Origin of the sequence: Nonomuraea sp. NPDC026600 (assembly GCF_040638335.1) — a bacterium.
Taxonomy (GTDB): Bacteria; Actinomycetota; Actinomycetes; order Streptosporangiales; family Streptosporangiaceae; genus Nonomuraea.
In genome coordinates this window covers 44,783-67,902 of the sequence record NZ_JBEZYD010000052.1, presented here as the reverse complement: position 1 = coordinate 67,902, position 23,120 = coordinate 44,783, and the positions used below count along the sequence as shown (strand labels likewise).

The following is a 23,120-nucleotide window of genomic DNA, read 5'->3' as shown; positions in this document are numbered from 1 at the left end:
TCACCGGGACAGCCTCAGCGTCAGCACCTGGAACGGCCGTAGGGAGATCGGAAGGGCGCCGTCGGCCTCTACGGCGATCGGCTGTCCGGGTAGGGGACGTTCCAGCAGGTCGGTGACCGTCACACCGGTGATCGGGAAGGAGGCCCGCAGCCGGGTGGTGGCCCGGCCACCGAGCGCCTCGTAGACCCGGACGATGACATCACCGGACCGGTCGTCGGCGAGCTTGACCGCCTCGACGCAGGCGGCGGTGCCGTCGAGCGTGACCAGCGGCGGCGGCGGGGTGACCGCGCCGCCGCTCGTCACGCGGAGCGGGAGGTTCAGCGCGTAGCCGGCCGCCACGGCGTCGCCGATCGCGGCGCCGGGGACCAGGGTGTAGGTCATCTCGTGGCGACCCTGGTCGGCTTCCGGATCGGGGCAGCGCGGCGCGCGGACCAGGCTCAGCCGCGCCGTGGTCGTGGTGCCGCCGTCGGTACGCGTGGTGCGCGTCACGTCGTGGCCGTAGGTGGCGTCGTTCGCCAGCGCGACGCCGTACCCCGGCTCCCCGAGATGGATCCAGCGGTGGCAGGAGATCTCGAACCGGGCCGCGTCCCAGCTGGTGTTGGTGTGCGTGGCCCGGAAGACGTGGCCGAACTGGATCTCGGCGGCCGTGCGGTCGGCATGGACGTCGAACGGGAAGGCGACCTTGAGGATCTTCTCGCGCTCGTGCCAGTCGATCTCGTTCTTGATCTCCAGCCGGGAACTGCCCGCCGTGAGGCGGACCGTCTGGACGATCCTGGACGCCCCGAAGGAACGCTCGACGCGTACCGCGCCGATGAGCGGGCCCGAGTCGACGATGGTGATCGCGTCGACCTCGGTGAGGTCGGTGCGCTGACGGCGATAGTGCGCGTCGATGTCCCAGGCGTCCCACTGATTGGGCAGGTCGGTGTGCAACTGCAGCAGATTGCCACGGGTGCCGGCGGCGAGCAGTTCCCGGCCGGTGGCCAGGTCGAGGACCGATGAGAACAGGCCGGCCGCGTCGAACTCGACGCGGATCAGGCCGTTGTCGAGCACCGTCCCGGTCCCGCCGCTGGTCGCGGTGACGGGAGGGGGAACGGGAGGCGAGGACGGTGCCGCGCTAAGGCATACCGCACCGGATGCCGGGACCTCGACGAAGACGGCCGAGCCGTCGGGGGCGGTCACCACTTCGGCGCGCGGCCGTGGCGCGGCGTTGCAGACCCAGGTCGCCTCGCCGTCGCCGGCCATGGCGGAGACGGCCGCGGTGATGATCTCCTCGAGCTCCGTGCGCACGCGGGCGTAGGTGGCCTCGGCCTCACGGTGGACCCAGGCGATCGAGCTGCCGGGCAGGATGTCGTGGAACTGGTGCAGCAGCACCGTCTTCCACAGCCGGTCCAGTTCCGCGTACGGGTACGCGAACTCCGCGTGCACCGCGGCGCTCGCCGCCCACAGCTCGGCCTCGCGCAGCAGATGCTCGCTGCGCCGGTTGCCGGCCTTGGTCCTGGCCTGGCTGGTGTAGGTGGCGCGGTGCAGCTCCAGGTAGAGCTCACCGGACCAGACGGCCGCCTCCCCCAGCTCCGCACGGGCGGCGGCGAAGAACTCGTCCGGGCTTTGGATCACGACGGCCGGGGAACCCTCCAGGTCGCGCAGCCGCCGTGCCTTCTCCAGCATCTCCCGGGTGGGACCGCCACCCCCGTCGCCGTGCCCGAAGGGCAGCAGCGAGCGGGTGCCCGCGCCCTTCTCCGCGTAGTTGCGTACGGCGTGCGCGAGCTCGGCGCCCTCAAACGTGCCGTTGTAGGTGTCGGCCGACGGGAAGTGGGTGAAGATGCGGGTGCCGTCGATGCCCTCCCACCAGAAGGTGTGGTGCGGGAACTTGTTGGTCTGGTTCCAGGAGATCTTCTGGGTGAGGAACCACTCCATCCCGGCGAGCCGGGCGAGCTGCGGGTAGGCCGCGGTGTAGCCGAAGGAGTCGGGTAGCCACACGCCGCGGCATTCCACCCCGAACTCCTCCATGAAGAAGCGCTTGCCGTGCACGAGCTGCCGGGCCAGGGCCTCCCCGCCCGGCAGGTTGCCGTCGGCCTCCACCCACATGCCGCCGACCGGCACCCACTGCCCTGCCTTGATCGCCTCGCGCATCCGCTCGAAGATCTCCGGGTGGCGCTCCTTGACCCACGCGTACTGCTGGGCCTGCGGCCCGGCGAAGACGAACTCCGGATAGTCCTTCGCCAGGGCGGTGACGTTGGCGAAGGTGCGCGCGGTCTTGCGCTTGGTCTCGCGGATCGGCCAGAGCCAGGCGCTGTCGATGTGCGCGTGGCCGACCGCCGAGATGGTGTGGGCGCTGGCATGGGCGGGAGAGGACAGCGCGGCGACCAGGTGGGAGCGGGCGGCCGCCGCCGTACCGGCCACGTCGTGGATGTCGAGGGCGTCCATGCTCCGCTCCAGGGCGCGCAGGATCTCGTGCCGCCGGGGATCGCCGGTCGGCAGCTCGGCCATCAGTTCGCGCAGCACCTCGACGTCCAGCCGCAGGTGCCAGACCTCCTCGTCGAGGACGGCGAGTTCGGCGCGGACGAGGCGGTAGAGCGGATCGTCGCCGGCCGTGGTCTTGTCGCCCAGGGGGGTCGGCAGGAAGCCGTTCGCGAGGATGTCGGGGTTGGCGGCCATCTCCAGCAGCAGCCCCACCTGGTCCCCGGCGATCGGGACGTACTGGTTACGCGGTTCGATGCCCTTGATCGGCCGGCCGGCCAGGTCGTACACGAGCGCCTCGGCCTGGTTGCCCGGCCAGTCGCCGACGAAGCCCAGGTCGAAGACGGCCTCCACGCGCCGTCCTGCCCACCGCGCCGGAACGGATCCGGTGGCCCGCAGCCAGGTCGTCGACCAGGGCCGTCCCCAGCGCGTGCCCACCTCGAACGGCTCGTAGGGGGCGGTCAGCGCCTGCGCGACGGGCACCGGCTCGTCGGGGACGTGCCAGGCGGCCAGCTCCAGCGGCGTGCTCTCGGCGTACAGGGCGGGGGTGACGCGTTCCCGGAGCACCCGGTCGATCCGCTCTTCGACGAGTTTCCTGTCGTCGTGCATCGGGGACGTCAGTTCCTTCCACGCAGGTAGTCGAGCTGGGGGTGCTCGCGCTGGTATCGGTCGAGGAGCCGGTCGGCCACCGCGACGGAGTCGACCAGCGGATGGATGGCGAAGGCACGCAGCGCTGCCGCCCGGGAGCCCGTGGCGGCCGCCTCGATGACCGCCTGCTCCACCGCCTTGACGGCGCTCACCAGGCCGAGCGCGTGGCCGGGGAGCGGATCGACCGAGAGGGGGCGGGCGCCGTTGGCGTCCACGAAGCAGGGCACCTCGACCACCGCGTCCGGATCGAGGACGCCGATCGCGCCGCGGCCGCGGACGTTGAGGATGAGCGTGGTCCGTTCGTCCAGCGCGATCGCGCGCATGAGGGCCAGGGCGACCTGCTCGTAGCCGCCGGACTCGAGGTCGCCGGGCGCCCGCTCGCCCACGCCCGAGGCCTCGCGGGCCTCCGCCATGTAGGTGACCTCCCGCTCCAGCCGGACACTCTCCCACGCGGTCAGTGCCGGGCCCCCGGCGTGCGTGTAGAACCGCCGCTGCTGGTCGATGAGCACGGAGCCGCGGGTCTGCCGGGCGGCGCGCGCGGCGGCCACCGCCTCCCTGGTGAAGTAGTAGTAGTGCAGGTATTCGTTGGGGATGCAGCCGAGGGCACGCAGCCACCGGGCGCCGAAGAGCTTGCCCTCCTCGAAGGAGCCCAGCGCGTCGTCATCGCGCAGGAGGCCGGGGAGCAGGTCGCGGCCCTCGACACGCAGGCCGCGCAGCCAGCCGAGATGGTTGAGCCCGGCGTAGTCGAGCCACACCGTCGCGGGGTCCACGCCGAGCGCCCAGGCCGCCCGCCGGCCCAGCGAGATCGGCGAGTCGCAGATGCCGATGACCCGGTCGCCGAGGTAGTGGGACATCGCCTCGGTGACCATGCCCGCCGGGTTGGTGAAGTTGATGACCCACGCCTCGGGGGCCACCTCGGCGATGCGCTTGGCGAGCTCGCGGGCGACGGGGACCGTGCGCAGGCCGTACGCGATGCCGCCGGCGCCGACGGTCTCCTGGCCGGGTACGCCCTCGTCGAGCGCCACCCGCTCGTCGATGGCCCGGCCTTCGAGACCGCCGATCCGGATGGCGGAGAAGACGAAGTCGGCCCCTGTGACGGCTTCGGTCAGGTCGGTGGTGGCGTGTACTTCGGGCGCGTCGGGCACGCCCTCCGCCAGCTCGGACAGCACCCGCTGGATCGCCGCTATCCGGGAGGCGTCGAGATCGTGGAGGGTGACGTGGGTGACCCGGCCCTTGCCGCGGTCGGCGAGCAGGGCGCGGTAGACGAGTGGGACGCGGAACCCGCCGCCGCCGAGAATGGTCAGCCTCATACTGTGATCACCTTGACTCCCGCCTCCCGCATGGCGGTGAGCGTTTCCTGGTCGCCTGGGGCGTTGGTGACGATGACGTCGAGATCTTCCGGGCCGCAGACCCGGGCCATCCCGGTGCCGGGGAACTTGCCGAGGTCCGCCACCAGGATCACCTGGTCGCTCGCCGCGATCATGGCACGCTTGACCGGCACCTCCACCACGGTGGTGTCCATGACGTGCCCGCCGGGACGCACTCCGCTGGTGCCGAGGAAGAGCCGGTCGGCCTTGATCTGGCGGAGGTTGTCCTCGGTCAGGAAGCCCACCAGCGACCGGTAGTCGCGACGGACCATGCCGCCCAGCATGATGAGCTGGATGCCCTCCTCGTCCTGAAGCTCTTCGAAGACGGCGAGGCTGCTGGTGACGACCGTGAGGGATCGGCCGCGCAGGTGGGTGGCGACGCGGTGCGCGGTCGTGCCGATGTCGAGTAACACTGTCTCGTCGTCCTTGACCATCTCTGCGCACCTCTGCGCGATCTTGTCCTTCTCCGCTCCGCGTACCGCCGCCACGTCGACGAACGGATCGTCGCGCTCGTCGATCGGCATGGCGCCGCCGTACACCCGCCGGAGCAGCCCGTCGTCGTGCAGGTGGACGAGGTCCCGGCGGATCGTCGCGGGACTGGCGTCGAGGCGCTCGGCCAGCGCCTCGACAGTGGCGGTGCCCTCTGAGCGAAGGATGTGCACGATCAGTTCGTGGCGTCGGTCCCGGAGCATGACAGGGACAGTAGCGCTCAAACACGATCATCGCCAGAGGTATTTTGAAAATTATCGAGCGAACTCTTGCATAGTCGCTCACTGAGGGTGCACGATCCTGCCTAATTCAAAAGGTGCTAGTGCGCCGGAAGTGGGCGAAGAAATGCCAGACCACGCAGTCCACCCACAACTGGATGTCTTCGTGTCCGGCCTGCTCTTCTTCGACCTGGCCTTCGCCGGTCTGGAGCAGGGGCCCAAACCGGGAACGGAGATCTGGACCACCGAGATGACCTCCGGGCCCGGCGGGATCGCGAACTTCGCGTTCACGCTGGCCAGGCTCGGCCTGCGGACCGGTGTCGCGGCGGCCTTCGGCGACGATCCCTTCGGCCGCTACTGCTGGACGGCGCTCGGCGAAGAAGAGGGCGTGGACCTCAGCCGGTCGCGACTGGTGCCCGGCTGGCCCACCCCGACCACCGCCTCCCTGGCCTACGAAGGCGACCGCGCGCTGGTGACCCACGGCTTCCCCCCGCCCTTGGGGCCCGACGAGATGATCGGTGATCCTCCGGCGGCTCGGGCGGCGATCGTCCACCTGGGCCCGCAGCCCGTCGCGTGGCCGGCGAAGACCGGTGGCCTGGTCTTCGCCGACGTGGGGTGGGATCCCACGGAGGAGTGGTCGTCGGCGATGCTCGATCAGCTCGCCTGGTGCCACGCCTTCATGCCCAACGCCTACGAGGCCATGAGCTACACCAGAACGGACACACCCGCGGCGGCGCTGTCCAAATTGGCGGACCTGGTGCCGCTCGCGGTCGTCACCCGCGGGGGCGACGGCGTCCTCGCGGTCGACGCGACCACCGGCGAGGAGGCGGACATCCCCGCACTGCCGGTGGACGTCCGCGACCCCACCGGCGCGGGAGACGTCTTCGGCGCCGGCCTCGTCGCGGCGACCCTGGCCGGCTGGCCGCTCGCCGAGCGGATCCGGTTCGCCAACCTCGTCGCGGCCTTGTCCGTACGGCGGGTGGGTGGCGCACCCTCCGCGCCCCGGTGGGCCGACGTGGCCGGCTGGTTGCGCGACCTCACCGACCAGCGGCTACGCCGCGACTACGGCTTCATCCTCGATGTCATCCCCCATAACCCGGAGGGTTAGAAATGGAACTTTCGCGCAGAGGGCTGATTCGTGCCGGACTTCTCTCCCTCGCGGCGGCGGGCGTCGGAAGCACGGCCGCCTGCGGTGGCTCAGGGGGCAGCGCCGCGAGCGGTGGCGGCGCCGCGGAACTGACCCTCTGGTACTGGGGTGGCGGCCTGAGCGACAAGGTCGTGGCCGACGCCGTCAAGCAGTTCACCCAGACCAAGATCAAACCGTCGGTGATCGGCGGCGACTTCAAGCAGAAGCTGATCGCCACGATGAACGGCCGCAAGTTCGTGCCCGACATCACCGGTATCAAGGGCGAGAACATCGCCTCCCTGCTGGCCGAGCCCGACCGGTTCATCGACCTCAACAGCCTCGGCGCCGGCAAGCTGGCCTCACAGTACGTCGAGTGGAAGTGGAAGCAGGGCTCCACCACCGACGGCAAGCTCATCGGCTTTCCGATCGACATCGGACCCACCGCGCTGTTCTATCGCCACGACATCTTCGAGAAGGCCGGCCTGCCCGCGGACCCCGCCGAGGTCGGCACCTCCATGTCCACCTGGGAGGCGTTCTTCGAGGCCGGGGTGAAGCTGAAGAAGGCCAACCCGGAAACGTTCATCATCGACTCGGCCGAGGGGCTGTTCGACAAGATGCTCGGCCAGGGGACCAAGCGCTTCATCGACGAGAGCAACAAGTTCATCGGCGACCAGGACCACATCCGCCAGGCCTGGGACATGACGGTCAAGGCCAATGAGCTGGGCATCGTCGCCCCCAAATACGACGGCCCGGACTGGAACGCCGCCGCCGCCCAGGGCAAGGTGGCCGGGACCGTCGGCGCGGCCTGGTTCGCGCTGGACCTCAAGAGCGGCGTGGAGGCCACGTCGGGCAAATGGCGGGTGGCCCCCATGCCGGGAGGGCCGGCGAACATCGGCGGGTCGTTCCTGGCGCTGACCAAGGAGTGCCGGGATCCCAAGCTGGCGTTCCAGATCGTCACCTGGCTGCTCAGCGCGGAGAACCAGGCCCGCGGCTTCACCGACGCGGCGCTGTTCCCCTCCACGCCGGCCTCCTATGACCTGCCCGCGCTGACCGGCGGGGACCCGTTCTTCGGGGGCCAGAAGACGATCGAAGTGTTCGGGCCGGCCGCGAAGAAGGTCCCGATCCAGTACGAAGCGCCCGCCGACGCGGCCGTGGCCCAGCCCTTCAAGGACGAGATCGTCAACATCTGGACCAAGGGCAAGGACTCCGCCACCGCGTGGACCGACGCGGTGAGCGCGGCCAAACAGATCGCCGGGCGGCAGGGCGTGAGCTGAGAGGAGGGTGTCCCGCATGTCCGCCAGCACATCCGCGCCGGCGTCCGCCGGCCTGCCGGACCCCGCCTCGGCCGCGTCCGGCCGAGGCGGCCCCGCCCATGCCCGGCGGGCCCGGCCGAAGGGGGTACTGGGCCGGTACTGGCCGCAGTACCTGTCCATCTCGCCGTTCTTCTTGCTCTTCGCGGTGTTCATGCTGGTGCCGGTGCTGTTCTCGTTCTATCTGGCGTTCCAGAAGTGGAACGGCCTGGGCGAGATGAAGTTCGTCGGCCTGCAGAACTTCGAGTCGCTGATGCAGGACCAGACCTTCTGGCTCTCGCTGAAGAACACGTTCCTGATCTGGTTCATGTCCACGGTCCCGACGCTGTTCCTGGCCCTCCTCGTGGCGAACATGCTCAACTCGGCCGTCCGGCTGAGCGGGTTCTACCGGATCGCCTACTTCGTGCCGAACGTCACCTCCGTCGTGGCGGTCACGATCTTCTTCGGCTCGGTGTTCAGCACGAACTTCGGGCTGATCAACGCCATCCTGCAGTGGTTGTCGGCCTCGCCGGTCCCGTGGCTGGTCAACGAGTGGACGATCAAGATGGTCATCGCCGCGATCAGTTGCTGGCAGTGGACCGGCTACAACGCGATCATCTATCTCGCCGGGCTGCAGGCCGTACCCAGCGAGCTGTATGAGGCCGCCAGGATCGACGGCGCGGGCCCCGTGCAGCTCTTCTTCCGCATCACGGTCCCCATGCTGCGCCCGATCATCCTGTTCACGGTGGTCGTCTCGACGATCAACGGCATGCAGACCTTCACCGAGCCGCAGGTGCTGTTCGGCATCAACTCGGCCACCAACGCCAGCTCGGGCGGGCCGGGCAGCGCCGGGCTCACCGCGATCCTGTACTTCTACCGCGAGGCGTTCAACAACAACGACTACGGCTACGGCGCCGCGATCGCGTGGGCCGTGTTCGTGGTCATCCTGCTGTTCACCGCGATCAACTGGCGCCTCGTGCAGCGCCGGGAACGGGGCCTGTGATGACCGCCACGCGCCTCAGGGGCGCCGCCCTGCACCTGTGCCTGGTCGCGGGTGCGCTCATCTCGCTGTTCCCGTTCTATTGGACCGCCGTCATGGCGACCAACACCACCAAGGACATGTACCGGATGCCGCCGAAGGTGACCTTCGGCCCGGCCCTATTCGAGAACATCGGGCGGCTGCTCGGCTCCATCGACTTCTTCGGCTCGATGCTGAACACATTGATCGTCGCGTGCGGCACGACGGCTCTCGTCCTGTTCTTCGACTCCATCGCCGCCTTCGCCTTCGCCAAGTACCACTTTCCCGGGCGGCGGATCCTGTTCGGCCTGCTCCTGCTCACGTACATGCTGCCGATGCAGCTCGCCCTGATCCCGCAATTCGTGATCATGGTGGAGCTGGGCTGGGTGGGCACGCTGAACGCGCTGATCATCCCGGCCGCCGCGAACGCGTTCGGCATCTTCTGGATGCGCCAGTACATCACGGGGGCGGTGCCCGACGAGGTGCTCGCCGCGGCGCGCATCGACGGCTGCGGCTTCTTCCGGCAGTACTGGCACGTGGGCCTGCCCGCCATCCGTCCCGGCCTGGCCTTCCTCGGCATCACCACGTTCATCAGCGCCTGGAACGACTACACCTGGCCGCTCATCGTCCTGGTCGACCCGTCGAACCTCACCTTGCAGGTCGCGCTCTCCCAGCTGAACACCGTGCACGCCCTGGACTACAGCCTGGTCCTCACGGGAGCGCTGCTCGGCGTGGTGCCGCTCGCGGTGATGTTCGTCCTGTTCGCCCGGGGCTTCATCCGCGACGCCATGAAGGGCGCGCTGCGTGGGTGATCTTCATGCGGGAGGCCCGGTCCCACCGGCCCGTCCGTGGTCGGCGCCCGAGCTCACGGGCCTGGGGCGGCTGCCCGCCCACGCGGTCCCGCGGACGGGGAGGTCGCTGAACGGCCGGTGGCGCTTCCAACTGCTGCCGGGCCCCGAGAAACCCTTGTCGGCCCATTGGACGTCGATCGAGGTGCCGTCCTGCTGGACCATGTGCGACTACGACGACATTCACGGTGTCAGAGACCTGCCGCAGTACACCAACGTCACCATGCCCTGGCCCGATCTACCGCCGGTGCCGCCGGCCGCCAACCCGACCGGCGTCTACGAACGTACGGTGGAGGTGCCCGCCGAGTGGGCCGGGCGCCGGATCGTGCTGCACGTCGGCGCGGCGGAGAGCGTGCTCATCGCCCAGGTGAACGGTGTCCAGGTGGGGATCGGCAAGGACTCCCACCTCGCCACGGAGTTCGACGTCACGGGAGTCGTACGGCCTGGCGAAGTCGACACCGTGCGGCTCACGGTCGTCAAATGGTCCGACGCCAGCTTCATCGAGGACCAGGACCAGTGGTGGCACGGCGGCATCACCCGCTCGGTGTTCCTCTACTCGACCGACCCCCTCTATCTCGCCGACGTGCGCGTCACGGCCCGTTCCGACGGCGAGCTGTCGGTGGAGGCGACGGCGCGCTCGGCGGCCGGGTCGCTGCCCGAAGGCTGGCGGGCCGCCGCGTCGCTGACAGGTCCGGTTCGGCCCACGGGCCCTTATGAAGCCGAGCGCGTGGACCTGCGGGTGGACGAGGAGTTCGCCGCGCTGCTCGCCGAGCGTGAGCAGGACTCTGCGTGGCTGGGACGGACCCGGCTGCGCGCCTGCTTGCCGGATGTCCAGCCCTGGTCGGCCGAGACCCCCGTGCTGTACGGCCTCACCGTGCGCCTGCACCGCCCCGACGGGACCGTCGCGGACGAGACCCGCCTGCGCGTCGGCTTCCGGGATGTCGAGATCGCCGGCCGGGACCTGCTCGTCAACGGCGCGCGGGTCCTCCTGCGGGGCGTCAACCGGCACGACTTCCACCCCGTCACCGGGCGCGTGGTGTCCGTCGAGGACATGCGGGCCGATCTGGTGACCATGAAGCGGTTCGGCTTCAACGCCCTGCGCACCTCGCACTACCCGAACGATCCTGCGCTGCTCGATCTGGCCGACGAGCTCGGGCTGTACGTCGTGGACGAGGCCGACATCGAGAGCCACGCCCATGCCGTCGAGATCGCCGACGATCCGGCCTATTTGCCCGCCTTCCTCGACCGGGTGTCCCGGATGGCCCTCCGGGACGGCAACCACCCGAGCATCATCATCTGGTCCCTCGGCAACGAGAGCGACTACGGCGCCAACCACACCGCCGCGGCCGGCTGGTTGCGCCACCATGACCCGACGCGGCCCGTGCAGTACGAGGGCGCGATCAAGTACGACTTCACCGCCGGCGCGGCGGCGAGCGACATCGTCTGCCCCATGTACGCCTCGATCGACGACATCGTCGGCCACGCCCGGTCCGGCCGGCAGAACCGGCCGCTCATCCTGTGCGAGTACTCCCACGCGATGGGCAACAGCAACGGCTCCCTGGCCGACTACTGGACGGCGATCGAGTCCACGCCCGGCCTGCAGGGTGGTTTCATCTGGGAGTTCTGGGACCACGGCCTGGCGCAGCGGCTGTCGGACGGCCGCCCGGGCGTCGAACCCGATGCCGGTGGAGGTGCCGACGGCGTCGCCCCGCCTGGCCATCGCTGGGCGTACGGGGGAGATTTCGGCGACGTGCCCAACGACGGCGGCTTCTGCGCCGACGGTGTGGTGTTCCCCGACCGCACGCCCAAGCCGGTGATGTACGAGCACCGGGAGCTGGCCACGCCGATCCGGTTGACGCTCGCCGGCGACGGCCTCGTGCGCGTGCACAATCGGCAGCAGTTCCGCGACTTGTCCTGGCTCGTGGGCGAATGGAAGCTGGTGACGGACTCACCCGACCGGCGAGGGGACGGCCTGGATACTCGGAACCGGGTCGATGGGGACCGGGCCGACCTGGATACTCGGGACCGAGCCGGCGGGGACCGGGCCGACCTGGATATTCGGCATCGGGACGGCCTGACCTGGGCCGCCGACCTGCCGGCGATCCCGCCGGGCGCGTCCGCGGTCGTCGAGTTGCCCGCCCGGCTGCTGGCCGCTCTGCCCGCCAGGGGCGAAGCCTGGCTCACGCTCGTGGCGACCAACCGGGCTGACGAGCTCTGGGCAGGCGCGGGAAGCGTCGTCGGCATGCCCCAGATCCGCCTGCGGGCGGAGGATCGTGACCTGCTGACCAGGGCGGGGGCGGTCCACGTGCGTGACAGCGGTGTTCCCTGGCCGGTCGAGGTCGATCGCGACGGGCTGATCGCGCATCCGCTGCTCGCGATCCCTCCGCTGCTCAGCCTCTGGCGCGCGCCGACCGACAACGACCGCCTCGGCGGGCACGCCGCGCGCTGGGCGGCGCAGGGGCTGCCCGAGCTGTCCCGCTCGCTGGTCGAGGTCGTACGGCAGGACGGCCGGATCACCGTTCGCGCTGATTACCGGACCGGTGCCGGGATCGTCGTCCCGCACGAGCAGGTCCTGGTCCCGCTGCGCGACGGCCTGCTCATCCATGAGCTCGCCGTACTGCCGGGCGAGCTCGACGACGTGGCCCGCGTGGGCGTCGTCTGGGAGACGGTGGCCGGGTTCGACGAGGTCGAGTGGTTCGGACAGGGCCCGTGGGAGAGCTACCCCGATCGGTGCGCCGGAGCGCCGGTCGGCGGCTACCGGGCCCGCGTCGACGACCTCTTCACGCCGTACCTCCGGCCGCAGGAGAGCGGTGGCCGGCACGCCGTACGCCGGTTCGAGCTGAGAGGGAACGGGCGGGGCATCGCGGTCCACCTCGACGAGCCGGGGCAGGTCGGCATCACCCGCTTCCGGGCGTCCGACCTCGACGCGGCCGCCCACCATGACGAGCTCGTCCGGCGCGAGGGGTGCGTGGTGCACATCGACGCCGCCCACCGCGGCCTGGGCACCGCTTCCTGCGGCCCCGACACGCTACCGCCGTACCGCATCGGGCCCGGTGCCCACCGATGGTCCTGGATCCTGTCCTGGAGTGATGGAGAAAGGGGCGCGCCATGACCGTTCCCGACTGGTTCACCGACGCCAAGTTCGGCATATTCATCCACTGGGGCCCGTATTCGGTGCCGGCGTGGGCCGAGCCCACCGGTGAACTGGGGGCCGTGGACCCGGGGACGTGGTTCGCCCACAACCCGTACGCCGAGTGGTACTGGAACACCAGCCAGATCGAGGGCAGCCCCGCCTATGAGCACCACCGCACCGTCCACGGCGGCCGCCCCTATGACGACTTCCTCGACGCGTGGCGGGCCGAGTCCTTCGACCCCGCGGACTGGATCGATCTGTTCGCCCGCGCCGGCGCCCGCTACGTCGTGGCGACCACCAAGCATCACGACGGCGTGGCGTTGTGGGACGCGCCCGGCACCGGCACCCGCAACACGGTTCACCGCGGCCCGCACCGCGACCTGGTCGCCGATCTCGCCACCGCCGTCCGGGCCCGGGGCCTGCGTTTCGGCGCGTACTACTCCGGCGGCCTCGACTGGTACGCCGGACGCCGGGCCGTCATCCGTCACGAGGATCTGATCGACGACTACGGCCGTCCCCACGAGGCCGCCTACGCCGCCTACGCGCTGCGTCAGGTGCGCGATCTGATCGACCGCCACCGGCCGGACGTGCTGTGGAACGACATCGGCTGGCCCGACGCGGGCATGGCCGACCTGCCGGAGCTGTTCGCCCACTATTACGCCACCGTCCCGGAGGGCGTGGTCAACGACCGCTGGGACGGTGCCCACGCCGACTACCTGACCAGCGAATACCAGGCGAACCGCCAGAACGAGACGGCCGCCCACTGGGAGAACTGCCGGGGCATCGGCCTGTCCTTCGGCTACAACCGCAACGAGGGCCCAGAGCACCTGCTGGACCCGGCGGCCGCCGTCCGCCTGCTGGTGGACGTCGTCTCCCGCGGCGGCAACCTGCTGCTCAACGTCGGCCCGAAAGCCGATGGCACCCTGCCCGGCGAGCAGCGCGCCGTCCTGGAGGGCATCGCGTCGTGGACGGCCGGCCACGCCGCCGCCGTGTACGCGACCAGGCCGCTGGAGCCCGATGCCGCCACGCCCCGCGAGGGAACCCCGTGGATCCGCTGGACCCGCGACGACCGTCATGCTTACGCCTTCCTGGCCGACGTCCCGGTCTCGGCCCGCGGCCAGGTCCTGCTGAGGACCCGGCCGGGACTGCTGGATCCCGCCACGGCGGTCCGCCTGGACAGCCGTCCCGTACAGGCCGACGCCGTGCCGGTCGGCATCCTGGTCACGTCCGCCGGACTCGGCGGGCCGCTGCCCACAGTGGTCCGATTCACCCTCGCGCCGAGCAGATCCGTGGACGCCGGTCAATCGCACCGGGAATGATCGCGTCCGCGCCCTGCCGCACGGTCAGCGGCATGAGAGTGCACCGCGGGAGGGGACGGCCTGCTGGACGATGAGGGCCGCGGCGAGGCACACCGCTCCAGCGACTGCCATTCCGGATGAGGGGCCGAGAGCCGCCATCACCCCGGTGGCAGCGGCCAGGGTGACAGTTTCCAGGCTCATCCGCGTCGTGCTGAACAGCGCGGCGCCCGCCCCTCCCCGCTGGGCGGGCACGTAGGTGAGCGCCTGCCCGTCCGGGACGCCTTCGGTCAGCCCAAGACACAGCCCGATGACCCCGGCCGCGACGAGAAGGGCGGCGGGATGGTCGGTCACCTGGAGGATGACGGCGGTGACGGCGCAGGCGAACAGGGCGGTCGTCACCAGGTGCCGGGCCAGTCGGCGCGCGAGCCGAGCGGCAAGGAGCGGAAGGACCGTTGATGGCACGGTCAGCAGGCTGAGCATGATCGCCGCCTGGCCTGGACCCATGTTCTGGACGGCGCCGAGCTGCGGGAGCACGGTCAGTCCCACCACGAGCATCCCCATGAGGGCACCCGTCGCCACGGCGTAGGCGCGGTAGGCGGGGATCCGCAGCAAGTCCACGGGGATCGCGGGATCTGCTGCTCGCCGCTCCACGCGGATGAGCCCGGTGGCGCCGGCCGCCGCGACCAGGACGAGTCCACCCGGCCCCCACCACGGGACGCCGGCCCCAAGGCCGAGCCCGAGGGCGGTCACCACGGCGGCGATGCTCACCCCGAACAGGACAGCGCCGGCAAGGTCGAAGTCATCGGACACCTCGGGGCTACGCAGACCCGGAAGCCCGAGCGTGACCAGGGCCGCGATGGCGGCGACAGCCCCCGGCACGACGAAGACCAGGGGCCAACCTCCGACGGCCATCAGGGCCTGGGCGACGATCGGTCCCAGCGCCAGGCTGCCGCCCAGCACGGCGCCCGCGTAGCCGTACACCCGCCGCCGCTCCTGCGGCGGGTACACGGCCAAGACCATCGACGATCCACCGGCGGCGCACATGGCCGCCCCGACGCCGGCCACCGCGCGAAGGGCCACCAGCGACGACAGATCCGCAGCGAAGGCGGACAAGACCCCGGCGGCCGCGACGACGATGTTGCCGACGGCGAAGAACCGGGTGCGGGCGCTACGATCCGCCGTCGCCCCGGCCAGCAGCAGGGCCGCGGCGAAGAGCCCGTTGTAGGCCAGGACGATCCACGGACCCAGAACACCCGCACCGGGCAACTGCGTGGTCACATCGGGGACGACCGCTGTCGCGCCGGTGATGGCGAGGGGGAACACCGCGGTGGAGATGAGGTCAGCGACAAGGACCCGCCGACGTTGACGAGAAGACAAGGCGAACATGGGTGCGCTCCGGAACAAGGAATCCGAGCGCCACGAAGGCGCTCCTGGCCATGGGTCAGGAGCGACGGCGAGAACTGGGGTTGTGCGCCGTCGCTCTCAGCGACGGCGCACCTTGTCTGTCTTCGGCACGAGCACACGCTAGCAGCGTGTCGGCGTACGGGTTCGGCTGGAGAGCCGCACGTGCGGAGATGATCAACTGCTGCGCTGGTCCGGCAGGATGGTGGCCCGGTATTGGCTTGGGGTGGTACCCAGCCGGCGTTTGAACGCGGCGCTGAGCGCGAAGGTGCCGGAGTAGCCGACCTTGTGCGCTATGGAGCCGACGGTGGCGTCGGTGCCGCGGAGGAGGTCGGCCGCCAGGGCGATACGCCAATGGGACAGATAGGTGATGGGGGGCTCGCCGACCTCGGCGGTGAACCGGCGGGCCAGGGCGGCTCGGGAGACGCCGACCTTGGTGGCGAGGCTCTCCACTGTCCATGGGTGGGCCGGGTCGCGGTGCATGAGGCGAAGGGCCGTGCCCACGACGGAGTCGTCCTTGACGCGGTACCAGACCGGGGCGTGCCACTGCGGGCGGTCGAACCAGGCGCGCAACGTGGTGACGAGCATCAGGTCGAGCAGGCGGTCGAGCACCGCCTGCTGGCCCGGCCTGTCCCGTACCACCTCCGCCGCCACCAACCTGAGCAGGGGGAAACAACATTCGTCGTCGGTGATGACGAGGATGTCCGGCAAGGCGTCGAGCAGGCGGTCGCTGATCCCGGACCGGCCCTGGTAGGCACCGCTGAGCAGGACGGCCGAGCCGCTTTCCGCGACGCCGCAGGTACGCGGATCCATGGCAGGTTCGCCATCCTCGATCGTCCGCGCGGTGGCCGCGCAGTAGTAGGCGCTGGTGATCACGTGCTGCGGCGGAGTGGCGGGGTCTTCGGCGACGGTGTACGAGGCGGGCCCACGGACGATCGCGATGGCGCCGGGGCCGATCGCCACCGCGTCACCTTCGGCCGGGATGATCCAGCCCTGTCCGTCCAGCATGGTGAGGAGGGTCAGCGGGGCTCCGCTGGCGAAACGCAGCGACCACGGCGAGGTCATGATCGACCGATAGACGAGGGCCGCGCGTGCCCGCACCCCGTCCAGCAGGTCCGTCAGTGTGTCCACGAGCCCAAGGTTAGACGCTTGAACATCGAAGTGAGCGTTATGGCCATCGTCCCGCTCACCACATCAGGGTTGAGTAGACCCATGACGCAACAACCGATTCTGATCACCGGCGGTACCGGCAAGGTCGGCACGCGGATCGTGTCTCGACTTCTGCGCGGGAACGTGGCCGTCCGCGTGGGTTCTCGCTCCGGCACCCCTCGCTTCGACTGGACCGACCAGGACACGTGGGATGGCGCCCTGCACGGATCGAAGACCGTCTTCATCGTGCCGCACGACGGCGAACTACTGACCCGACCGTTCGTTCAGCGGGCGAGGGACCTCGGCATCGAGCGCGTCGTGCTGCTTTCGGGACGCGGAGTGGACGTGCCCGGCTACGCGGGCGACGACAACGCGGTGGGCAAGACTCATATCGATGGCGAGGACGCGGTGCGGTCCTGCGGCCTGGCGTGGACGATTCTGCGGCCTGGCTGGTTCGCGCAGAACTTCAGCGAGGGCTTCTTCCGCGACGCGGTGCTCGCCGGTGAGGTGCGGCTGCCGGCCGGTGACGGTGCGGTGAGTTTCGTCGACGCCGAGGACATCGCCGCGGTGGCGGTCGCGGCGATGACCGAGGACGGGCATGAGGGACAGACCTATGAGCTGTCCGGGCCCCGCGCACTGACCATCGCCGAGGCCCTCGAGTTGATCTCGGAGGCCACCGGCCGCACGGTGCGCTACGTGCCGTTGACCGTCGAGGAGTTCATCACCCATCTGGAAGCCGAGGGCTGGCCGAAGATCGACGCCGAAGCCTATGCCGACGCGTTCGTCCCCATCCGACGCGGTATGGACGAGCACCTGTCCGACGGAGTACAGCACGCACTCGGCCGCCCGCCTCGCGACTTTGCCCGTTTTGTGAAGGACGCGGTCACCGCCGGAGCGTGGCAGGGCTGATCTCGTAGCCCCCTTATCGGCTTGCCGTGGCGGGAAGCGCAGCGAAACGCTCGGCGAGGGTCTCCCCGCCGAGCGTCTTTTTGGGTTGGGCGTTGAACTCAGTGGCGGTGACGGCGACGACGGCGCGCGAGTTCGGCACCAGAGCTGCCGCCCGAGATGATATCCGGAGGCATGGGCACCGGCGGGCGCGTCAGGCCGAGATAGCGAAAGATAGACACAGTGTTCTCCGTGGGATTTCTGGTGTCAGCGGGGATGGATACTGACCCCGCTCTCCACGGCTACAACCCATCGAATGCCCCGAGCCTGCCCGCTGAGAGGGCTTCTGACCTGGATTTTCACCACTTGAGCCCATGCCGAGACTCAGGCCGGGCACCCCCTAGCCGGGCTTTACTCCGCGAAGATGTCGTTTTGTCGTTCCGGCCGTCGTGAGGGAGCAGTCGGTCAGGAGTCACTTCACCGCTCCCCCGGTGATCCCGGAGATGATTTTGCGCTGCGCCACGGCGAAGACGACCAGCAGCGGCAGGCTCATCAGGATGATGTAAGCGAAGATCAAGTGCCAGTTGTTGAGGTAGAGCCCGGCGTTGGCCACCTGGAAGAGGTTCAGGGGCAAGGTGTCCATCCGTCCGCCGATGACGAAGAACGCGTAGAAGACGTCGTTCCACACGTACAGGCAGATGAGGATCGTGGCGGTGGCCAGCACCGGGCGCAACATGGGCAGGATGACCGAGACGAAGACCCGCACCGGGCCCGCGCCGTCCATGCGCGCGGCCTCCTCGATCGACAGCGGCACCGTACGCACGAAGCCGGTGACGAAGAAGACGACGGTCGACAGGTAGATGCCGACGTACACGCCGATCATGCCGGTGAGGGTCCCGGCCAGGCCGAGCTGGCGCAGCAGCAGCACGATCGTCACCACGGCGGGCGGCAGCACGATGCCGCTGATGGCCAGCGCGTACAGGACGGCGGTGAGCCGGCTGGCCCGGCGGGCCAGGATCCACGCCGCCATGGAGCCGAACGTCAGCACCAGGGCGACGGCCGGGACCACGATCAGCACGCTGCCGAGGAACGCGGCCGGGATGTCGCCCTGGGTCCACACCTGGGCGAGGTTCTCCCAGAGCCGCCAGCGCGACGGCAGCGACAGGTCCGGTGAGAGCGCCTCGGCCTGCGACTTGGCCGCCGTCGAGACGATCAGCCAAAGCGGCACGCCCATGACGGTGACGACGAGCGCGACGACGGCGAAGGGCCGCAGCCGCGCCGCCAGGCCGGTCGCCCGGGGCGTCCGGACCCGGCGGCCCCGGACGCCGTACGCGGGGATGGTCACAGGATCTCCTCTCGCTTGCGCAGGGTCCGGATGACGGGGAAGGCCAGCAGCCCGACCAGCAGGAACAGCACCAGGCTCATGGTCGTGGCCTGCGCGAACAGGCCCTGGCCGAAGGTGCGGTAGATGAAGATGTTGAGGATCTCGGTGCTGCGGGCCGGCCCGCCCCCGGTGGTGGCCTGGACGATGTCGAAGCCGTTCATCGAGCCGAGCAGCGCGGTGGCGACGTTGAAGGTCACCGCGGGCGCGAGCAGCGGGAAGCGAATCGACCAGAACGCCTGCCAGGGCGAGGCGCCGTCCATCCTGGCCGCCTCGGTGATGTCCTCCGGCACGGTTTTCAGCCCCGCCAGGTAGATGAGCATGGACAGCCCCATCCACTTCCAGGCGTGGATGACCGAGGCCACGACCAGCGTCCAGGTGGTGTCGCCGAGCCAGGCGATGCTGACCGGGTGGCCGAGCAGGCCGCCGAGCAGGCCGTTCAGGCTGCCGTTGGGTTTCAGCAGCGCCTGGAAGACGTAGCCGACCGCCAGGGCCGACATCAGCACCGGGATGAGGAAGAACAGCCGCGCGACCCGGTTCAGCCAGGTGTCGCGCTCCAGCAGCACGGCCAGGCCGAACCCGAAGAGGTTCTGGAACAGCGCCACCAGGACCGCGTACACGACCGTGATGCGCAGCGCGGCGAACAGCGTGCCGTCCGACAGCAGGTCGGTGAAGTTGTCCAGCCCCACCGGGCGGATCTCGCTCTTGAAGCTGGACCAGTCGGTGAAGGCGTAGATGAAGTTGAACAGGGTCGGCAGGAAGAAGAAGACGAACAGGATCGCGAAGGCCGGGCCGAGGAACCACATCGGATGCGTACGGCGCGCACTGGTGTCGGTCATGTGGTCAGAACCCGGAAACTCCAGCAGCCTTCGCGAGCTGGGCGAACTGCTTCTGGGTCGCGGCGGCCACCTGCTCGGGCGTCAGGCTGCCGGTGATCATGTCGGCCAGGTTGAGGTACAGGTCGGGGTTGGCCACGGCGAGCGCCTGCATCGACCCGACCGAGTCACCGAGCGACTTGTGCACGTCGAGCAGCGCCTGCGGCACTCCGGCCGGGCTCGGCACGTCGGCGCGCAGCGAGACGGTCTTCCGGTCGGCGATGAAGCTCTGGTAGCCGGGGCCCATCCAGTACGACAGCAGTTGGCGGGCCGCCGCCTCACGCTTGGCGTCGCCGGTCCTGAAGGCCACCAGCGCGTTGCTCTGGTCGGGGATGAACGTGCCGACGTTGCCCGACGGCGAGATGGGGAAGAAGCCGATCTTCTTGTCCAGCGTCGCGGTGTCGGCCTTGGCCTGGAGCTGGCCGAAGAACGAGTTCACCTGGACGGCCATCGCCGCCTTCCCGGACAGCAGCGCCGCGCCCTGGTCCTCGAAGGTCGCGGTCTTGATGTCGGAGTTGAACAGGCCCTCGCCGATCAGCGCCTTGTACTTCTTGATCGCGTCCAGGATGGTCTTGTCGGCGAAGGTCTCCTTGCCGGTGTTGACCCGGTCCCACAGCCCGTCACGGGCGGCGTCGGCGAGCTGCACCTGCACCCACCACTGGGTGGCCCACTTGTCGCCGGCCATCTCGAAGAACGGGGTGACGCCCTTGCCCTTGAGCTTGCGGGCGATCTCCACCATCTCGTCGAAGTTCTTGGGCGGCGCGGTGACGCCGTTGGCGGCGAAGACCTCCTTGTTGTAGTAGACGCCCTCGACGGCCGGGCTGGTGATGAGGGCGGCGTAGCGGGTCTTGTCCAGCAGGCCGGTGATGTCGCGCAGCTCGGGCGTCATCGAGGCGAGCCAGGGGGCGTCGTCGAGCGGCTGCAGGTTGTTCCTGGCGTTCAGCGCGGTGAGCATGGACGCGGTCGGCTGCCAGAAGGCCAGGTCGGGCTTGTCGCCGGTGGCCACCTTGGTCTGCACGCCCTGCTCGTACGGGTCCGGGATGGTGACGACGTCGACCTTGGCGCCGGTGGCCTTCGTGAACCCGTCGATGACCTGCTTGGGCACGGTGTTGCTGTTCTGCGCGGCCCAGATGGTGAGCGTGGTGCCGTCGAGCTTGCCGGTGGGCGCGGCCCAGGCGGCGGGCTGCCCGCTCCCGGCCGGGGTGGCGGCGGGTCCGGAGGCCGGGTCGCTGCAGGCAGTGAGGGCCAGGAACGCGGTGGCGGCCGCGGCCGTGATCGCGGTGAGTTTCACGGTGTGCTTCCTTCGGTTCATCAGGGGGTTCACAGGGAGCGAAGCTTGAGGATTCGGGCGGTCGGGCCGGTGATGGCGCTGGTCACGGACAGCTCGGCGGTCAGCGGGTCCCAGGAATGTCCCCAACCTTCCGCATACCCCGGGTAGACGGTCTCGATCTGCAGGCCGCGCCCGGCCAGGTGCGGCAGGGACAGGACCGCGGTCTCGGCGGCGCCGGGGCGGCGCCACAGCCCGAGATGGGTGGTCTCCCCGGCGCGCAGGCCGAGGGCGAGCCAGTGGTCGTCCCAGCCGGGCAGGCCGAGCGGCCAGCACGGGACCGCGCGCACCAGGTCGGCGCGCAGGTCACGGTGCGCGGTCACGCCCGCCCGCACCAGGTCGAGCTGGGCGGCGCTCATGGCGTGCAGGTTGCCGGACAGGTAGAGCCGCCCCAGCACGCCGGTGCACATGGTGAAGACGAGCTCCTCGTCCGTCATCTCCGGTTGCGGGTACGCCCAGCTCGCGGCCTGTTCCGGCAGCATGGACAGCGGCGCGGCCACGGCTATCGGCGGGTAGCGGAGGAAGTCCTGCTGGTCGCTGGTCGACTGCAGGTTCAGCCGCGACAGCAGCGCGTAGTCCATGCGCATCGCGCCCGAGGCGCAGTTCTCCAGGACGAGCCCGGGGTGCCGGTCCAGAACGCCGTCCAGCCAGGCGAGGTGGGCCCGGTTGCAGGCCAGCAGCCCGGCGCCCGCGCTGTCGGCGTCCAGGTCGGTGCCGACGCCCGGGTTGATGTTGTAGTCGAGCTTGAAGTAGCCGACGCCGAGCTCCTCCACCAGCCGGTCCACCACCTGGTCCAGGTGCGCGACGGCAGCGGGGTGGCGCAGGTCCAGGTGATGGCGGCCGTGCTCGGTCAGGCGCTGGCCGCCGCGCTGGAGGAACGCCTCCGGGGGCAGTTTGTCCGCCATCGGGCTGCGTACGCCGATCACCTCGGGCTCCAGCCACAGCCCCGGTGTCATGCCGTGCTCCCTGATGTGGCCGAGCACCTCCTGGATGCCGCCAGGGAAGCGGGTCCGGGACGGCTCCCACTCGCCGACGCTGTCCCACCAGGCGCCGTCGTCGTCGTACCAGCCGGCGTCGATGCAGAAGATCTCGGCGCCGGCCGCGGCGGCGGCGTCCACCAGCGGCAGCAGCTTGGCCGTCGTCGGGTCGCCCATCAGGGTGTTCATGTAGTCGTTGAAGACGACCGGCAGCGCCGACCTGTCGGGGTGCGGGCGCAGCAGCGCGCGCCGGTGCGCGGTGAGCGCGGCGACGGCGTCCTCCAGGCCGTCGGCGGAGACCGCGACCGAGACCGGCACGGTGGTGAAGGACTCCCCCGCCGCCAGGGTCTGGCTCCACTGGTGGTCGGCGTCGGTGGGGCCGGTGGCCACGACGTACACGCCGTCCAGCCGTTCGCCGGTCTCCCATCCCCAGGCGCCGTTGTGCTCGATCTGCCACAGCCAGGTCTGGCCGGTACGCCGGTCGGCCAGGCCGCCCATCGGCACGTGCCGCCCGCTGGACCAGGTGCCGGAGCTGCTCAGCGCGAACCGGCCGCGCCCGTGCTGGCCGTGCGCGGCCAGGTTGAGGTCGGCGATGTGGTCGCGCAGCGGCCGCCTGCTCCACCTGCTCTCGCCCAGCCACTCGCTGTCGGCGGACAGAACGTCCAGCTCGCTCACGGGGCGACCGAGGAACCCGGCGGCGAAGGAGGACACGGCGAGCAGCAGCACCGGGTCCGTTCCCTGGTTGGTCACCCGTACCTGGATCTGACAGGCGGCGACCCCTTCGTAGGAGCGCAGCGTCAGCTCGGCCGCCAGCCCCGACACCTCGTCGTGCAGCGCGATCCGCAGCGTGTGCCAGTCGCCGTCGCGGCCCTGCTCGGCGCCTGTGTACCGCAACCGGCAGCCGACGGCCGTCTCCGACAGGCGCTGCGACGCCTTGGCCCGGCCCTCGCCGGGGATCAGCACCTCGACCAGCGGCTGCGACAACCGGCGCGGCTCCTCGCCGGGCGGGCCCAGCCGTTGCAGGGCCACCGGCCGGTCCGGGTGGATCTCCACCACCGCTGCCAGGGCGTCGTGTCCCCAGCGCAGGGTCTTGACCACGTCAACAGGCATCAAGAAATCTCCTTCGGTTGTGCGGGTGTCCGCAGGGCGCGCACACCGGTCCGCCGCGATCGGCGGGGACCTTCAGGGGGGCCGGGAGATCCGGTCACGGGGATCTGGCGGGGGGCGGCCCGGT

General features: G+C 70.2%; 16 protein-coding genes. 7 read left to right on the top strand and 9 right to left on the bottom strand.

What is annotated here, in order from left to right; genetic code table 11:
- From AB0F17_RS59370 to AB0F17_RS59360, 3 genes are read right to left on the bottom strand one after another with little or no spacing between them, the layout of a single operon-like run.
- A complete protein-coding gene (locus AB0F17_RS59370) occupies positions 1 to 3,066 on the bottom strand; it encodes a glycoside hydrolase family 38 C-terminal domain-containing protein (protein WP_358044100.1) in 3,066 nt (1,021 codons plus the stop codon).
- 8 nt (positions 3,067 to 3,074) lie between these two features.
- Positions 3,075 to 4,415 carry a 6-phospho-beta-glucosidase gene (locus AB0F17_RS59365; protein WP_358044097.1) on the bottom strand — a complete coding sequence of 447 codons (1,341 nt, stop codon included), beginning with the start codon at positions 4,413 to 4,415 and terminating at the stop codon, positions 3,075 to 3,077.
- On the bottom strand, positions 4,412 to 5,164 hold the full coding sequence (locus AB0F17_RS59360; protein ID WP_358044094.1) for a DeoR/GlpR family DNA-binding transcription regulator: 753 nt from the start codon (positions 5,162 to 5,164) through the stop codon (positions 4,412 to 4,414). Before AB0F17_RS59360 ends, AB0F17_RS59365 begins: the two co-directional genes overlap by 4 nt.
- Before the next feature lie 142 nt (positions 5,165 to 5,306).
- Here AB0F17_RS59360 and AB0F17_RS59355 point away from each other — a divergent pair, with 142 nt between their 5' ends.
- Genes AB0F17_RS59355 through AB0F17_RS59330 form a run of 6 tightly spaced genes read left to right on the top strand, consistent with a single transcriptional unit; the run spans position 5,307 to position 13,912 of the window.
- Positions 5,307 to 6,287, top strand: coding sequence for a carbohydrate kinase family protein (locus tag AB0F17_RS59355; protein ID WP_358044091.1), 981 nt, complete (start codon positions 5,307 to 5,309; stop codon positions 6,285 to 6,287).
- Between the two features lie 2 nt (positions 6,288 to 6,289).
- Positions 6,290 to 7,579 (top strand): extracellular solute-binding protein, encoded by a 1,290-nt coding sequence (locus tag AB0F17_RS59350; protein WP_358044088.1) that lies wholly within the window; start codon positions 6,290 to 6,292, stop codon positions 7,577 to 7,579.
- A gap of 16 nt (positions 7,580 to 7,595) precedes the next feature.
- Positions 7,596 to 8,597, top strand: a complete 1,002-nt coding sequence (locus AB0F17_RS59345; RefSeq protein WP_358044085.1) for a sugar ABC transporter permease — start codon at positions 7,596 to 7,598, stop codon at positions 8,595 to 8,597.
- Complete coding sequence (locus tag AB0F17_RS59340; protein WP_358044082.1) at positions 8,597 to 9,424, top strand: carbohydrate ABC transporter permease; 828 nt, start codon at positions 8,597 to 8,599, stop codon at positions 9,422 to 9,424. The genes AB0F17_RS59345 and AB0F17_RS59340 overlap by 1 nt, the downstream gene beginning before the upstream one ends.
- Positions 9,417 to 12,572 (top strand): glycoside hydrolase family 2 TIM barrel-domain containing protein, encoded by a 3,156-nt coding sequence (locus AB0F17_RS59335; protein ID WP_358044079.1) that lies wholly within the window; start codon positions 9,417 to 9,419, stop codon positions 12,570 to 12,572. The genes AB0F17_RS59340 and AB0F17_RS59335 overlap by 8 nt, the downstream gene beginning before the upstream one ends.
- Positions 12,569 to 13,912 (top strand): alpha-L-fucosidase, encoded by a 1,344-nt coding sequence (locus tag AB0F17_RS59330; protein WP_358044076.1) that lies wholly within the window; start codon positions 12,569 to 12,571, stop codon positions 13,910 to 13,912. The genes AB0F17_RS59335 and AB0F17_RS59330 overlap by 4 nt, the downstream gene beginning before the upstream one ends.
- A 24-nt stretch (positions 13,913 to 13,936) precedes the next feature.
- Here the strand turns inward: AB0F17_RS59330 and AB0F17_RS59325 are convergent, their stop codons facing one another.
- Both AB0F17_RS59325 and AB0F17_RS59320 read right to left on the bottom strand, forming a co-directional pair.
- Positions 13,937 to 15,277, bottom strand: a complete 1,341-nt coding sequence (locus AB0F17_RS59325; protein ID WP_358044074.1) for an MFS transporter — start codon at positions 15,275 to 15,277, stop codon at positions 13,937 to 13,939.
- Between the two features lie 192 nt (positions 15,278 to 15,469).
- Positions 15,470 to 16,423 carry an AraC family transcriptional regulator gene (locus AB0F17_RS59320; RefSeq protein ID WP_358044071.1) on the bottom strand — a complete coding sequence of 318 codons (954 nt, stop codon included), beginning with the start codon at positions 16,421 to 16,423 and terminating at the stop codon, positions 15,470 to 15,472.
- Between the two features lie 18 nt (positions 16,424 to 16,441).
- On the opposite strand from AB0F17_RS59320, the gene AB0F17_RS59315 reads away from it, so the two are divergent.
- Positions 16,442 to 17,350: an SDR family oxidoreductase gene (locus tag AB0F17_RS59315; protein ID WP_358044068.1), complete on the top strand. Its 909-nt coding sequence runs from the start codon at positions 16,442 to 16,444 to the stop codon at positions 17,348 to 17,350.
- Between the two features lie 448 nt (positions 17,351 to 17,798).
- Here the strand turns inward: AB0F17_RS59315 and AB0F17_RS59310 are convergent, their stop codons facing one another.
- The 4 genes from AB0F17_RS59310 to AB0F17_RS59295 are packed head-to-tail and all read right to left on the bottom strand — an operon-like array spanning position 17,799 to position 22,996.
- Positions 17,799 to 18,671 (bottom strand): carbohydrate ABC transporter permease, encoded by an 873-nt coding sequence (locus AB0F17_RS59310; protein WP_358044065.1) that lies wholly within the window; start codon positions 18,669 to 18,671, stop codon positions 17,799 to 17,801.
- Positions 18,668 to 19,546, bottom strand: coding sequence for a sugar ABC transporter permease (locus AB0F17_RS59305; protein ID WP_358044062.1), 879 nt, complete (start codon positions 19,544 to 19,546; stop codon positions 18,668 to 18,670). The genes AB0F17_RS59310 and AB0F17_RS59305 overlap by 4 nt, the downstream gene beginning before the upstream one ends.
- Positions 19,547 to 19,550: 4 nt before the next feature.
- The gene (locus AB0F17_RS59300) at positions 19,551 to 20,873 is read right to left on the bottom strand and encodes an extracellular solute-binding protein (protein ID WP_358044059.1); all 1,323 of its coding nucleotides are present in this window, start codon (positions 20,871 to 20,873) and stop codon (positions 19,551 to 19,553) included.
- Positions 20,874 to 20,902: 29 nt separating this feature from the next.
- A complete protein-coding gene (locus AB0F17_RS59295; RefSeq protein ID WP_358044057.1) occupies positions 20,903 to 22,996 on the bottom strand; it encodes a glycoside hydrolase family 36 protein in 2,094 nt (697 codons plus the stop codon).
- Positions 22,997 to 23,120 lie beyond the last annotated feature (124 nt).

Coding starts and splice junctions, on each gene's coding strand:
- AB0F17_RS59355 (WP_358044091.1), top strand. CDS start 5,307: ATGCCAGACCACGCAGTCCACCCACAACTGGATGTCTTCGTGTCCGGC.
- AB0F17_RS59350 (WP_358044088.1), top strand. CDS start 6,290: ATGGAACTTTCGCGCAGAGGGCTGATTCGTGCCGGACTTCTCTCCCTC.
- AB0F17_RS59325 (WP_358044074.1), bottom strand. CDS start 15,277: ATGTTCGCCTTGTCTTCTCGTCAACGTCGGCGGGTCCTTGTCGCTGAC.
- AB0F17_RS59305 (WP_358044062.1), bottom strand. CDS start 19,546: ATGACCGACACCAGTGCGCGCCGTACGCATCCGATGTGGTTCCTCGGC.
- AB0F17_RS59340 (WP_358044082.1), top strand. CDS start 8,597: ATGACCGCCACGCGCCTCAGGGGCGCCGCCCTGCACCTGTGCCTGGTC.
- AB0F17_RS59365 (WP_358044097.1), bottom strand. CDS start 4,415: ATGAGGCTGACCATTCTCGGCGGCGGCGGGTTCCGCGTCCCACTCGTC.
- AB0F17_RS59330 (WP_358044076.1), top strand. CDS start 12,569: ATGACCGTTCCCGACTGGTTCACCGACGCCAAGTTCGGCATATTCATC.
- AB0F17_RS59295 (WP_358044057.1), bottom strand. CDS start 22,996: ATGCCTGTTGACGTGGTCAAGACCCTGCGCTGGGGACACGACGCCCTG.
- AB0F17_RS59360 (WP_358044094.1), bottom strand. CDS start 5,164: ATGCTCCGGGACCGACGCCACGAACTGATCGTGCACATCCTTCGCTCA.
- AB0F17_RS59370 (WP_358044100.1), bottom strand. CDS start 3,066: ATGCACGACGACAGGAAACTCGTCGAAGAGCGGATCGACCGGGTGCTC.
- AB0F17_RS59345 (WP_358044085.1), top strand. CDS start 7,596: ATGTCCGCCAGCACATCCGCGCCGGCGTCCGCCGGCCTGCCGGACCCC.